Raw genomic sequence first — 12,807 nt, forward strand, 5'->3', positions numbered from 1 at the left:
AGCACCACGACACGAGCCCGGGAAGACCGTGAAACGAGCCGAAACCCTCACCGAACACGTCCGCTTGAAACAGCAGCGAGGTTAAACATCAAGCTGAGAAGCCGTGCCTCAACCGAACATGATCGCTTGATTTCTGCTGGTCAGGCATGGTCTAAACTCGCGACAGAGCTATCTTGCGCTGTCCGCTCTCACCCACTCAGCGGGACGCCACCTGCCCCTGCCCCTGGTGTGCCGGGCTGGCCCGGCGCGGAGCGCGGAGGTCCCGCCGACGCGCAACACCTCCAGGCCGCACGATCCCCCGCCGCGCCGACCGCTGCCCAGCCCGCCCCCACTCTCTCTTTTCCTTGCTTCGGGGAGGCTGCGAGAGGCGCATAGGGGGATGTCAGACCCCCGACCATGCCGTGACAGGCGTGGTGACCTGCACAGACGTGAGGTCGGCCGAAAGGCTCGCGTAAGAGATAGTGCAAGAGTTGATGCGAGAGATGTTGCAAGAGTTGGTTCAGGAGATGTTTCCATCCAGCCAGGTCAGAAGGTGACGGCGGCCTCTTCCGCACCCACGCCCACACCGGCACCCCGACCGTGTACCGCCATTGCGCAGGGCCCGACCACGGGGGCTCTACCGCCCTGCCCACCTCGGCCAGGCCCCGACCACAGCCCCGACCACGGCAGAGCCTGCGCAACGGCTCGTCGTGGGGCGGATGCGCAGCCGGTCACGCAGGCCGGTCCAGGCCGACCACGGGCGCGACCAAGGCCATTACGCAGCCCCAATCACGCCCAGCAGAACCCCAACCATCGAGGCCCAGACCCCGACCATGACAGGTCATCGGACTGCAGAGGGTGGCGTCCCGCCAAGGCGCCGCGAAGGCCCTTGCATGGGCGCTTGTGCGGTTCGCGTTTCTACACCACTCGGTGGGACGCCATCAACCGCAGGGCCGCCCTGTAGGGCAGCAGGGCTGGCTGGGCGCTCCTGTCGGCCGTCAGAACCTTGAGCCGGGCACGGTTGAGGCCGTCGGTGTTCGTGCCGGGGCGCACTCCGCCCGCCGCCCGCAGGGCGTCCACCACCCGGGATCCGGCCGGGAGCCTCTGCAACCCGGGCTTGCGCACCTTGCCGCCGACGTCCACGACGACCTCCGCGGCCTGCCCGGACCCCGCCCCCGTCCCACCCGTCGGCGGTGGCCCGTTCGAAGTACCCGGGCCGGAGGCGCGGTTGGGGCGCTCTGCGTCCGGCTCTCCGTAGGAAGCTGCGGCCCGCACCACTTCGGGGGCCCGGACCTCTTGTGTCCGGCCCGTCCAGAAGTGCTGCGCGGCGAAGGCCACCGCGGCGACGAGCAGCACGCTCAGCGCGGCCACGCTCCGGCCTTCCAGCCCGCACCTCGATTGCAGCCACAGCGGCATCCGCTCGCGCACGGCGAGGCCGACCCGATCCCGCCACCTGTCGGCCGCCGGCTCGTACGCGGGGGCGTCGGGGTCCCCGGCCGTGTGGGAGGGGGCGGCGACGTGGGACCGGTGCGCCGGCAGCGGATCCACGGGGACCGTCAGCAGCCGGCCCGTCCCGCTTCCCGATGTCGTGCTCGTCCGTGGCGCCCCCGGGTCCCGGTCCGGGCCCGGCGGCCCGCTTCCCGACTCCCGTCCCTCCGTCGTCCCCTCGGCGAAGAGCGCTTGCGCTCGCAGGCGCAGGGCGTCGGCGTCCGGGGTGTGATGGTGCCCTCGGCTGCGCCCGCGTGAGTGCCGCAGGCGGTGGTGCGTGCGGCCGTCGGAGCCCGGGGCGCGGCCGGGACCGCTGGTGGGAGTCGCTGTACGTGTGCGTGATCGAAGTGCCATGCGCCGAGGATCGGGCAAGCCGCCCGACCGCGGTGATCTTGGTCAAATTCCGGGGATTACCACCTGGTTGTGGACAACTTCGTCACCCGCAAGCGTCACCGAGGCGACACCACGACCCCCAGCAGCCCCGGTCCCGTGTGCGCCCCGATCACGGCGCCGATCTCGCTCACATGCAGTTCGGCCAGGCCCGGCACTCTTGCGCGCAGACGGTCTGCGAGCGCCGAAGCCCTCTCGGGTGCGGCGAGATGGTGGACCGCGATGTCGACCTTCGCATCGCCGGAGCGTTCGGCCACGATCTCCTCGAGACGGGCGATGGCCTTGGACGCGGTCCGCACCTTCTCCAGCAACTCGATACGCCCGTCGGTCAGCTGGAGCAGCGGCTTCACCGCGAGCGCCGAGCCCAGCAGTGCCTGGGCGGCCCCGATCCGGCCGCCCCGCCGCAGATAGTCGAGGGTGTCGACGTAGAAGTACGCGGAGGTGCCCGCGGCCCGCTTCTCCGCCGCCGTGACCGCTTCGTCGACCGAGCCACCCGCTTCCGCGGCCTCCGCGGCGGCCAACGCGCAGAAGCCGAGGGCCATCGCGACCATCCCGGTGTCGACCACACGCACCGGCACGGGAGCCTCTCGCCCGGCGAGCACGGCGGAGTCGTAGGTGCCCGAGAACTCGGAGGACAGGTGCAGCGAGACGATGTCGGTGGCTCCGGTCTCGGCGACCTTGTGATAGGTCTCTGCGAAGAGTTCGGGGCTGGGCCGGGATGTGGTGACGGGCCGTCGCTTCTGCAGTGCCTGGGCCAGGGAGCGGGCCGAGATCTCGGTGCCCTCCTCTAGCGCCTGGTCGCCCAGGACCACGGTCAGCGGCACCGCGATGATGCCGTGGCGCTCCATCGTCCGCGGCGGCAGGTAGGCCGTTGAATCGGTGACGATCGCGACATGGCGGGACATGAGCTGGAGGTTACCTGCCGGACCGCACGGGCGGCAGTCCGGCCCCTCCGACCTTCGCTCCCCCTGACCGGATCACCGGGTGCTCTCGGGGCGCGGCTTCTTCTGCCAGGGGTATGCCGCACGCTGTCCGGACGACCCGACGGCGGGCCGGGCCTGCCCTCGCACCGCACGGGACTCGGGTGTCTCCGGCCAGGTCTGGCCGCCGTCGGCCGCGACCCCGGGGTCCGGTGCCTCGGGCCAGGTCACGGCGGGCGGCGTCGGCTGCTCCTTGGTCCAGTGCCGCAGGGCGCCGGCCTCCACGTCGATCTGTGCGCTCAGCGCGTCCAGGTCGTCGTCCGCGAACCGGCGTGCCCGGTCGTGTGCCGCCCACCGCAGCGAGTCCGCGGAGTGTGTGATCCGCTCGGTGCGCTCGCGCAGTCCGGGCAGCCGGGAGGCCATCGCCCGCCGGTCCGGATCGGTCTCCAGGCGCTTGAGCTCGGCGTCCAGTTCCTGCCCGTACACGCTGAGGCGGTGGAAGAGGTGCAGCGACTCCTTCAGCGACGCGTCCTCGACGGCACCCGCCTGCAGCGCGTCCTGTGTGGCACGCATCGAGGTGCGCAGTGTCAGCCTGAGCCCGGCGACCTCGCCCGCCGGTCCGATCTGCGCAAGTGTCCTGGCGCGCAGAGCGGTGTCCTCGACCGTGCGGCGGGCCTGCGCGATCGTACGGTCGACACCGCGTTTTGCCGCGCCGATCGCCTTCACCGTCGCGTAAACCCCGAGCACGACGCACAGCACGAACAGGAGCACGATGACGGTCAACACGGATTCCACGTCGCTCCTCCTCCGGCCGGCGGTGGCGGCTGCTGCGCCTCTTTCACGGTAAACGCAAAGGGCGGGTTCGGGGTTCCGGAAGAACCCCGAACCCGCCCGTAGGGAAGTACCCCGATATGGCGGAACCGTTCGGTGCTGTCCGCGTCCCGGCGGCCGGGACGGAGCGGAAGAGGGCCCGGACCGGGCCCTTTGGCCGACCGCGGCCGTCAGGCGGTGACGATGTTGACCAGCTTCGGCGCGCGCACGATCACCTTGCGGATCCCGGCGCCGTCCAGCGCGGCGACCACCTTCTCGTCGGCCAGCGCCACCTTCTCCAGCTCCTCCTCGGAGATCGAGGGGGGAACCTCCAGCCGCGCCTTGACCTTGCCCTTGATCTGGACGACGCAGGTCACGGTCTCGTCCACGACGTACGCCGGGTCGGCGACCGGGAAGTCCCGGTGGACGACCGAGTCGGTGTGGCCCAGCCGGCGCCACACTTCCTCGGCGATGTGCGGGGCCAGCGGCGCGATCAGCAGCACCAGGGCCTCGGCGACCGAGTGCGGCACCGCTCCCTGCGTCTTGGTCAGGTGGTTGTTCAGCTCGGTGATCTTGGCGATGGCGGTGTTGAACCGCAGACCCTCCAGGTCCTGGCGCACTCCGTCGATCGCCTTGTGCAGCGCCCGCAGGGTGTCCTCGTCGGGCTCCACGTCGACGACGGTGACCTCACCGGACGTCTCGTCCACCACGTTGCGCCACAGCCGCTGCAGCAGCCGGAACTGACCGACCACCGCGCGCGTGTCCCACGGCCGCGACACGTCCAGCGGACCCATCGCCATCTCGTACAGGCGCAGCGTGTCGGCCCCGTACTCGGCGCAGATCTCGTCCGGAGTGACCGCGTTCTTCAGGGACTTGCCCATCTTGCCCAGCAGCCGGCTGACCTTCTCGCCCTGGTAGTAGTACGCGCCGTCGCGCTCCTCCACCTCGGCGGCCGGAACCGCGATGCCGCGGCTGTCGCGGTAGACGTAGGCCTGGATCATGCCCTGGTTGAACAGCTTGTGGAACGGCTCGGCCGAGGAGACGTACCCCAGGTCGTACAGGACCTTCGACCAGAACCGCGCGTACAGCAGGTGCAGCACCGCGTGCTCGGCGCCGCCGACGTACAGGTCGACTCCACCGTGTGGCATGCCCTCGCGGGGGCCCATCCAGTAGCGCTCGATGTCCGGGTCGACCAGCTTCTGGTCGTTGTGCGGGTCCAGGTAGCGCAGCTCGTACCAGCACGAACCGGCCCAGTTGGGCATGGTGTTGGTCTCGCGACGGTACTTCTTCGGCCCGTCGCCCAGGTCCAGGGTGACGTTGACCCATTCCTCGTTGCGCGACAGCGGGGTCTCGGGCTGGGTGTCCGCGTCGTCCGGGTCGAAGGTGCGCGGCGAGTAGTCCTCGACCTCCGGCAGCTCCAGCGGCAGCATCGACTCGGGCAGCGCGTGGGCGACGCCGTCCTCGTCGTAGACGATCGGGAAGGGCTCGCCCCAGTAGCGCTGACGGCTGAACAGCCAGTCACGCAGGCGGAAGTTCACGGTGCCCTCGCCGATGCCCTTGCGCGCCAGCCACTCGGTGATCCGCGCCTTGGCCTCGGCGACGTTCAGACCGTCAAGCGAGACGGCCTCCCCGGAGGAGTTGACGATCTTCGCGTCGTACGAGACGAAGGCGTCCTCCCAGGTCGAGGGGTCGGTGCCGCGGCCGTCGGTCGGCTCCACGACGCAGCGGATCGGCAGCTCGAAGGCCCGGGCGAAGGCGAAGTCGCGGGTGTCGTGCGCGGGGACGGCCATGATCGCGCCGGTGCCGTAGCCCATCAGGACGTAGTCGGCGATGAAGACCGGGACCTTCTGGCCGTTGACGGGGTTGGTGGCGTACGCGCCCGTGAAGACGCCGGTCTTGTCCTTGGCCTCGGCCTGACGTTCGACGTCGGACTTGGAGGCGGCCTGGGCGCGATAGGCGGCGACGGCCTCGGCGGGCGTGGCGTGACCGCCGGTCCACACCGCGTGCGTGCCCTCGGGCCAGGCCTCCGGGGTGAACTTGTCGACCAGCGGGTGCTCGGGCGCCAGCACCATGTAGGTGGAGCCGAACAGGGTGTCCTGGCGGGTGGTGAAGATCGTGATCGCTTCGCCGTCGATCGGGAAGTCGACACGGGCGCCCTCGGAGCGGCCGATCCAGTTGCGCTGCTGCAGCTTGATGGCCTCCGGCCAGTCCAGCTCCTCCAGGTCCTCCAGCAGTCGGTCGGCGTACGCGGTGATGCGCATGTTCCACTGGCGCAGCTTGGCCTTGAAGACGGGGAAGTTCCCGCGCTCGGAGCGGCCGTCGGCGGTGACCTCCTCGTTCGCCAGGACGGTGCCCAGGCCGGGGCACCAGTTGACGGGCGCGTCGGAGGCGTAGGCCAGGCGGAACTCGCCCAGGACGTCGGCGCGCTCGGCGACGCTCAGCTCGTTCCACGCGCGCGTGGTGCCCGGGACGCCGCGCTCACCGGACTCGAACTGGGCGATCAGTTCGGCGATCGGACGGGCCTTGCGCGCCTCGTCGTCGTACCACGAGTTGAAGATCTGCAGGAAGATCCACTGCGTCCACTTGTAGTAGTCCGGGTCGATCGTGGCGAACGACCGGCGCTTGTCGTGGCCCAGGCCCAGCCGGCGCAGCTGGACCTTCATGTTCTCCATGTTGGCCTCGGTGGACACGCGCGGGTGCGTGCCGGTCTGCACGGCGTACTGCTCGGCGGGCAGGCCGAAGGCGTCGAAGCCCAGGGTGTGCAGGACGTTGTGGCCGGTCATGCGCTGGAACCGGGCGAACACATCGGTGGCGATGTAGCCCAGGGGGTGACCGACGTGCAGACCCGCACCGGAGGGGTACGGGAACATGTCCATGATGAACTTCTTGGGCCTGGCGGCCAGCTCCGGGTCGCCGGCCAGGTCGCCCTTCGGGTTCGGCGCCTCGTAGGTGCCGTCGGCGTCCCAGAAGTCCTGCCAGCGTGCCTCGATCTCGGCCGCCATGGCAGCCGTGTAGCGGTGCGGCGCGGTCTCCGCCGATACGGCAGCGGCGACAGCGGGGTTCGTCTCGCTCATGATCCTCAAAGCTCCATCGATCGTCTCTGCCGGCGGAAATGAAAAAGCCCCTCGCACAGGAGGGGACGCCGCGCCGATTCCGACCATCCGTTACGTCCGGCGGTCGGGACTGATCAGCGCGGCCCGCTAAGCAGAAGGCGTACGGCACGCATGGCGTCAGGGTACCCCAGCGCCCGAGCGCACCGCGACGGGCTTCCCGGCGGCACGCTCGGTAGCGGACCGCAGTGAACCCAACACGGGACCCAGCCGTACTCAGTCACCGACGGTCGAGTTGTGAAGGCCACGAAAGGCTGAACAAGGTTCAAATGTTACTTCGCGTAACGACAGCTAATCGGACATCGCTACCCACCCCGTTGCCCTTTGATAACAACGCAATAACTCAAACCACGTACTGCCCGGTTTGGAGCCCCTTAGAGTGCGGCAGCGGGACCGCCTTCCCGAAACTGTTCGGAGTTGCCCCCATGAACCCTCCTCGTAGTAACAGCTCGCTCCCCAAGCCGGGCCGCTCGGCCTACGGCATGGGGACGGCTGTCGTACTGCTGCTGATACCAGTGATCGTGCTCGCCGGCGGAAACGCAGTCCGTGACTTCCTCAACTTCGGAGCGGGCGTCCTCTCGCTCGTCTCGCTCAGCTGCTCGGTGATCTGGGGGCTCGTCGCCCAGGACCGGATCTTCCTCAACATCCGCCAGCGGCTCGTCGCCCAGGCCGTGCACCGGACGACCGCAGTCGCCTCGATCGCGTTCCTCCTGGTGCACATCACCGTCAAACTGGCACTCGACCACACCGTGCTGATCGCCGCACTGATCCCCTTCAGCCTCGGCGTCAGCGGCTCCGCCGGACTCATCGGCCTCGGCTCTCTGGCCGGTCTGCTCATGATCTTCGTGGGGGTGACCGGCGCGTTGCGCGGCGCCTTCGCGTCCCCGGCGCCCGTCGCGGCCCGCTGGCGGGCGATGCACATGCTGGCCTACCCGTCCTGGTGCGCCGCGCTGATCCACGGCCTGTACGCGGGACGCGCGGCGAAGCCCTTCTTCACGGTGTCGTACGAGCTCTGCCTGCTCGGCGTCATGGCGGCACTGGCCCTGCGCGCGGCGCCTCGCCCGGTCAAGCGGAAGGTGGCCGACCGGATCTTCGCCATCGTCGGAACCGACGACAGGCCCGGACGCGACGGGCTGGACGCCAGCCGCGCCCGCAACGCGGAGGCGGCTGCCGCCATGGCGGGCTTCGGAGCGCGCTCAGCGGGCCGCGCCGGCGCCGACAGCGGACTGATCCCCCAGCAGCCCTCCGCGCCGCTCTACGACGCCCCTCCGGCCCGCACCATGACCCCCGAGCCCGGAAACGGCTTCGCGGCCGCCTACCGCGCCATGTCGGCCACCCCGCGCGCCCAGGGCCCGGTCACGCCCGACCCGACGCAGCGCACGAACCCGCCGATGGACATGCAGCCCACGCAGGCGATGCCGCGGATGGACGGCGCCGACAGCACCTCGGGCAGCTGGCCGATCCCCTCCCCGCCGCCCGTCGGCGAGGCGCCCCCCTCCGCGTACGACCCGCTTCAGGACACCGGATACAACATCCCGGCCTATGGCAATTCCGGCTACAACGGGTACGGCGGGGGTGAGATGTACGACACGAGTGAGACGAACAGCCCCTACGGCACGTACAACACGAACAACACGTACAACAGCGGTCCCGCCACTGAGACGTTGCCCGGCGCCTACGACACGCCGAGTACCGGCGAACCCTGGAACGCGCCTTCCGGAGGCTTTTAGTGAACGAGGCCCTGCCCGACGTCCCAGAAGTCCGCGTGGTCGGACTTCCGCAGCTCACGTCGGGCTTCGACCTTGTCGAGAGACTCGACCTGCCCATGCACCTCAAGGTGCACGGCCCGCTCGAGCCGATGGGCGGCGAACAGCTCGCACAGCTGGCCGAGCAGATCTCCTTGAAGGGGCGCGGGGGCGCCGGCTTCCCCTTCCACAAGAAACTGCGGTCGGTCGCCGAGTCGGCGATCCGCCGCGGCATCCGGCCGGTGGTCGTCGTCAACGGCAGCGAGGACGAGCCGGCCTGCCGCAAGGACACGGTGCTGATCAACCGTGCCCCGCACCTGATCCTGGACGGTGCCCTGCTGGTCGCCGAGGCCCTCGGCGCGCGGACGCTCGTGGTCGGCGTGACCCGGGCCTCCACCGAGCGCTCGATGGAGCAGGCGCTGGCCGAGCGCGGGCTGAGCGACCGGCGCGGCGCGCCCATACGCGCGCGCGTGCAGCGCAATCCGGTGCGGATGGTCACCGGCGCCGCCGCGTCGCTGATCCGCTCCATCGACGGCGGCCCGGCCATCCCGCCGGGCCGCAAGACCAGCGCCTCGCAGAGCGGCGTCGGCGGCGCGCCCACGCTGCTGTCGAACGCCGAGACGTTCGCCCAGCTGGCGATCGCCGCGCGCATCGGCGCCGAGCGCTACTGCAACACCGGTCTGTACGAGGAGCCGGGCACCGTCATGCTCACCGTCTCGGGCGCGGTCAACCGCCCCATGGTGATCGAGGTACCCACGGGTGTGCCGCTGCGGTACGTGCTCCAGCTTGCCGGTGCCCCGCCGGCCCCGCAGGGCGTCCTGACCGGCGGCTACCACGGCAAGTGGATCGACGCCGCGACGGTCAACGAGGCGATCGTCTCGCGCAACTCCCTCGACGCGGTCGGCGGCTCGCTCGGCGCCGGCGCGATCCTGCCCATCAGCCAGGAGACCTGCCCGCTGGGTGAGTCCCTGCAGGTGGCCAAGTGGCTGGCCGAGGAGAGCGCGGGCCAGTGCGGGCCCTGCTACCTCGGTCTGCCCGCCGCTGCCCGCGGCATGGAGGACATCCTGAACGGCGGCGGTCCGGCCGCCCTGGAAGCCCTGAAGCAGGTCGCCAAGGCCGTGAAGAGGCGCGGTGCGTGCTCGCACCCGGACGGCTCGGCGATGTTCCTGGAATCGACCATCAAGGCCTTCACCGACGACCTGGCCGCCCATGTCCTCGGCAACGGCTGCGGCAGGCCCGTGGAGGGCGTGCTGCCGCTCTTCGAGGGCGGCAGGGCACCCACGGGCATCGCGGGCGGTGGCCAGGCCGAGCCCGAGGCGGGTGCCAGCCGGCAGAAGATCTTCGTCGACTGGACGCTGTGCCGCGGCCACGGCCTGTGCGCGGACATCCTCCCGGAGGTCTTCGAACTGGGCGCCGACGGCTTCCCCACGGTCGCCCAGGCGCCCGTGCCCCGGTACGCGGAGGCGAAGGCGCTGCGGGCCGTGCGCCGCTGCCCGGCGCTCGCGCTGCGGATCGAGGAGGACACCCGCTCCGGCGCGCCCGCGCGCAACAACCTGCCGGTGCTGTCGCAGGGCCGCGGACGCCGCGCCCTCGGCCGCTGAACCACGGACCACGGGCCACCCCGGGCGCGGTGGCCCGTGGCATCCTCGACGCCCTGAACGGGCCCCGCACACGCCGAAGGCGGTCCATCCGATCGGATGGACCGCCTTCAAGTCTTGTGGAGCTAAGGAGAATTGAACTCCTGACCTCCTGCATGCCATGCAGGCGCTCTACCAACTGAGCTATAGCCCCTCGCGGCCACGCGGCGGAGCCGCATGTTGACCGTGTCGCCCGGTTTCCCCGGCGGCGACGCCAACATTACACGGTCCACCGGGTGGAACACCAAATCGTTTCCGTCCGTGCGGTTACGGGCCCACCCGCACGGATACACGGGCTGACGCCGCTCCCGGACGGCCGACGTCACCGGTCCGGGCCAGCGTCCGCCCGTCAGGCCGTGGCGAACGAATAGAAGCGTTTGAGCGTGCAGTGCTCGTCCAGGAGGCGGCCGTAGATCGGCTCCCCTTCCAGTTCCCGATAGGTCTCGATCGGGTCGCCTTTTATGATCAGCGCCCGCGCGCATTCCTCGCACCAGTACTGATAGTCCGGATTGACCGGTTCCATGTCGCGGACGATCGGCGTGCCACTGCCGCACCAGTCGCACTTCCGCCTGTGTGCACCCATCAATCAGCTCCAACTGTGGCCGCAGGCCGTGCACACGTAGGAGATGCCGCCGTTGTCGCCGAGGACCTGTGCGACGTGGGACGAGCCGCAGGAAGGGCAGTCGAGGAGGGTGGCTATCCGACGTGTCACCGCAACTGCGAGGAGATCGTGGACCTCCCCGCGGATGCTCGCAGGCATCGCTACTCCCTCCCGTCGGGCCGCGCCCCCTTCCGGCCGTTTGATTCTGCCACGGCCGGGCCAATACGGTCAGCGACGCATTCGTACCAGTCCGGACACGGCGCCCAGCGTGGCCGTCGCGGCCAGCGCGTCCATGTACACGAGGGGCGCATCCGAAGAGGTATACGCCCCGGGGGCCCCAAGTGACTCAAGCCCATTCGAGAAGAATCGGCCCGAGGACCGCGAGCCCCGGCCGGCGGGCCGAGCCGGGTGACGCAGCTCCCGCGGGGCAGCGCCGGAGCGACAGTGGGCAGTCCTCCCCGGGCCGCGCACGAGCGCCCGGTGGGCAGCGGGCCGGCAGCTCCGGGGCGGGCAGATCGCGACCGGGCGCCCGTTGCAGGGACCGGCGCCAAGCACCCTCGTTCGCGCCCCATCGTGAAGTGACGCGGCATCAGGACGAGCGCATGCGGGGGCATCGCGGCCGAACCAGCCGCCGGCACGAGGCCGAAGGCGAGCAACTCCCCCGCGTCCCCGGCCAGTCCGCAGCAGGCGAAGCAGCCCCGCACATCCCGTCCCGACGATGCCCGAGCGCCGGATCGTGGTGTGAGGTGAAACACAGGGCACGAAAAAATCCCGCCCACTGGACGGGATTCTCTATCGATCTTCGATGACTCGAAGTGTCGATCCGTGGAGCTAAGGAGAATTGAACTCCTGACCTCCTGCATGCCATGCAGGCGCTCTACCAACTGAGCTATAGCCCCTTGTGTTCTTCCCGCCCGGCGGGGCGAACAAGAAGAACTTTAGCCTGTGAGCTGCCGGAAAGTGAAATCCGGGCCCCGGTGGCGGTGAGGAGGCGTCAGTCGTCGTCGCCGAGGACCGGCTCCGGCAGCGTGCCCGCGTTGTGCTCCAGAAGGCGCCAGCCGCGTACGCCTTCGCCGAGCACGGACCAGCAGCAGTTGGAGAGACCGCCGAGGCTCTCCCAGTGGCGGGCTTCGAGGCCCAGCAGCCGGCCGATGGTGGTGCGGATCGTGCCGCCGTGGCTGACCACCACAAGAGTGCCGTCCTCGGGGAGCTTCTCGGCGTGCCGCAGGACGACCGGGGCGGCGCGATCGGCCACCTCGGTCTCCAGTTCGCCACCACCGCGGCGGACGGGCTCACCGCGCTTCCAGGCGGCGTACTCCTCGCCGTACCGGACGATGATCTCCTCGTGGGTCAGCCCCTGCCAGACGCCCGCGTAGGTCTCGCGCAGAGCCTCGTCCAGGGTGACCTCGAGGCCGGTGAGCGCGGCCAGCTCGGCGGCCGTGTGGGCGGCGCGCTTGAGGTCGGAGGCGACGATGGCGTGCGGCTTGAGGGACGCCAGCAGACGGGCGGAGCGGCGGGCCTGGCCGATGCCGGTCTCGGTCAGCTCGACGTCCGTGGAGCCCTGGAAGCGGCGCTCCACGTTCCACGGCGTCTGGCCGTGCCGCCACAGAATGACCCGGCGGCCCCGGCCTTTCTCGCCGGTGCCGGCGCCCCGGGCCGTCACCGCAGCTCCCCGCCCAGATCGGCATTGAGCTCGGCGGCGTCCTCGGCGGCCCGTAGCCGGGCGTGCTCGGCGGCCTTGCCCCGGGTGGCCTTGGCGTCCGCGGGCAGCTCGAGCTCGGGGCAGTCCTTCCACAACCGCTCCAGGGCGTAGAAGACGCGCTCCTCGCTGTGCTGGACGTGCACCACGATGTCGACGTAGTCCAGCAGCACCCAGCGGGCCTCGCGGTCGCCCTCCCGGCGCACCGGTTTGGCGCCGAGCTCCTTGTTCAGCCGCTCCTCGATCTCGTCGACGATCGACTTGACCTGGCGGTCGTTGGGCGCGGACGCGAGCAGGAACGCGTCCGTGATCGACAGCACGTCGCTGACGTCGTAGGCGATGATGTCGTGCGCGAGCTTGTCGGCGGCCGCCTGGGCGGCGGTGGTGATGAGCTCGAGAGAACGGTCCGTTGCGGTCACTACGAGGCT

At 70.3% G+C, this 12,807-nt stretch carries 10 protein-coding genes and 2 tRNA genes; 2 read left to right on the forward strand and 10 right to left on the reverse strand.

Translation table 11 applies throughout. The annotated features are described in order from the left end of the window. Positions 1-897 precede the first annotated feature (897 nt). The 4 genes from ACWDA7_RS14570 to leuS form a co-directional block, all read right to left on the reverse strand. Positions 898-1,821: an SLBB domain-containing protein gene (locus ACWDA7_RS14570; RefSeq protein WP_450604519.1), complete on the reverse strand. Its 924-nt coding sequence runs from the start codon at positions 1,819-1,821 to the stop codon at positions 898-900. Between the two features lie 95 nt (positions 1,822-1,916). Continuing rightward, positions 1,917-2,762, reverse strand: a complete 846-nt coding sequence (locus ACWDA7_RS14575) for a DegV family protein (protein ID WP_450604520.1) — start codon at positions 2,760-2,762, stop codon at positions 1,917-1,919. A 72-nt stretch (positions 2,763-2,834) separates the two neighbouring features. Then, positions 2,835-3,572 (reverse strand): hypothetical protein, encoded by a 738-nt coding sequence (locus ACWDA7_RS14580; RefSeq protein WP_450604521.1) that lies wholly within the window; start codon positions 3,570-3,572, stop codon positions 2,835-2,837. Positions 3,573-3,778: 206 nt separating this feature from the next. After that, positions 3,779-6,661, reverse strand: a complete 2,883-nt coding sequence (gene leuS, locus ACWDA7_RS14585; protein WP_450604522.1) for a leucine--tRNA ligase — start codon at positions 6,659-6,661, stop codon at positions 3,779-3,781. A gap of 461 nt (positions 6,662-7,122) precedes the next feature. On the opposite strand from leuS, the gene ACWDA7_RS14590 reads away from it, so the two are divergent. Together ACWDA7_RS14590 and ACWDA7_RS14595 are read left to right on the forward strand one after the other, a co-directional pair. Further along, positions 7,123-8,427, forward strand: coding sequence for a cytochrome b/b6 domain-containing protein (locus tag ACWDA7_RS14590; protein ID WP_450604523.1), 1,305 nt, complete (start codon positions 7,123-7,125; stop codon positions 8,425-8,427). Next, entirely contained in the window at positions 8,427-10,043 is a 1,617-nt protein-coding gene (locus tag ACWDA7_RS14595) for an NADH-ubiquinone oxidoreductase-F iron-sulfur binding region domain-containing protein (protein ID WP_450604524.1), read from the forward strand. The genes ACWDA7_RS14590 and ACWDA7_RS14595 overlap by 1 nt, the downstream gene beginning before the upstream one ends. Positions 10,044-10,160: 117 nt before the next feature. Here the strand turns inward: ACWDA7_RS14595 and ACWDA7_RS14600 are convergent. The 6 genes from ACWDA7_RS14600 to rsfS all read right to left on the reverse strand — a co-directional run bounded on the left by ACWDA7_RS14600 (position 10,161) and on the right by rsfS (position 12,798). Beyond that, positions 10,161-10,233: transfer RNA gene (locus ACWDA7_RS14600), tRNA-Ala, on the reverse strand. 195 nt (positions 10,234-10,428) lie between these two features. Beyond that, entirely contained in the window at positions 10,429-10,662 is a 234-nt protein-coding gene (locus ACWDA7_RS14605) for a hypothetical protein (RefSeq protein ID WP_016643127.1), read from the reverse strand. A gap of 3 nt (positions 10,663-10,665) precedes the next feature. Next, entirely contained in the window at positions 10,666-10,839 is a 174-nt protein-coding gene (locus ACWDA7_RS14610) for a hypothetical protein (protein WP_450604525.1), read from the reverse strand. 667 nt (positions 10,840-11,506) lie between these two features. Next, positions 11,507-11,579, reverse strand: a tRNA-Ala gene (locus ACWDA7_RS14615). A 95-nt stretch (positions 11,580-11,674) separates the two neighbouring features. Continuing rightward, positions 11,675-12,343 (reverse strand): histidine phosphatase family protein, encoded by a 669-nt coding sequence (locus ACWDA7_RS14620; protein ID WP_450604526.1) that lies wholly within the window; start codon positions 12,341-12,343, stop codon positions 11,675-11,677. Beyond that, on the reverse strand, positions 12,340-12,798 hold the full coding sequence (rsfS, locus tag ACWDA7_RS14625; protein WP_450604527.1) for a ribosome silencing factor: 459 nt from the start codon (positions 12,796-12,798) through the stop codon (positions 12,340-12,342). Before rsfS ends, ACWDA7_RS14620 begins: the two co-directional genes overlap by 4 nt. Between the last annotated feature and the right edge of the window lie 9 nt (positions 12,799-12,807).

It is taken from the genome of Streptomyces sp. NPDC001156 (assembly GCF_053598275.1).

Coding starts and splice junctions, on each gene's coding strand:
- ACWDA7_RS14570 (WP_450604519.1), bottom strand. CDS start 1,821: ATGGCACTTCGATCACGCACACGTACAGCGACTCCCACCAGCGGTCCC.
- ACWDA7_RS14575 (WP_450604520.1), bottom strand. CDS start 2,762: ATGTCCCGCCATGTCGCGATCGTCACCGATTCAACGGCCTACCTGCCG.
- leuS (WP_450604522.1), bottom strand. CDS start 6,661: ATGAGCGAGACGAACCCCGCTGTCGCCGCTGCCGTATCGGCGGAGACC.
- ACWDA7_RS14590 (WP_450604523.1), top strand. CDS start 7,123: ATGAACCCTCCTCGTAGTAACAGCTCGCTCCCCAAGCCGGGCCGCTCG.
- ACWDA7_RS14605 (WP_016643127.1), bottom strand. CDS start 10,662: ATGGGTGCACACAGGCGGAAGTGCGACTGGTGCGGCAGTGGCACGCCG.
- ACWDA7_RS14610 (WP_450604525.1), bottom strand. CDS start 10,839: ATGCCTGCGAGCATCCGCGGGGAGGTCCACGATCTCCTCGCAGTTGCG.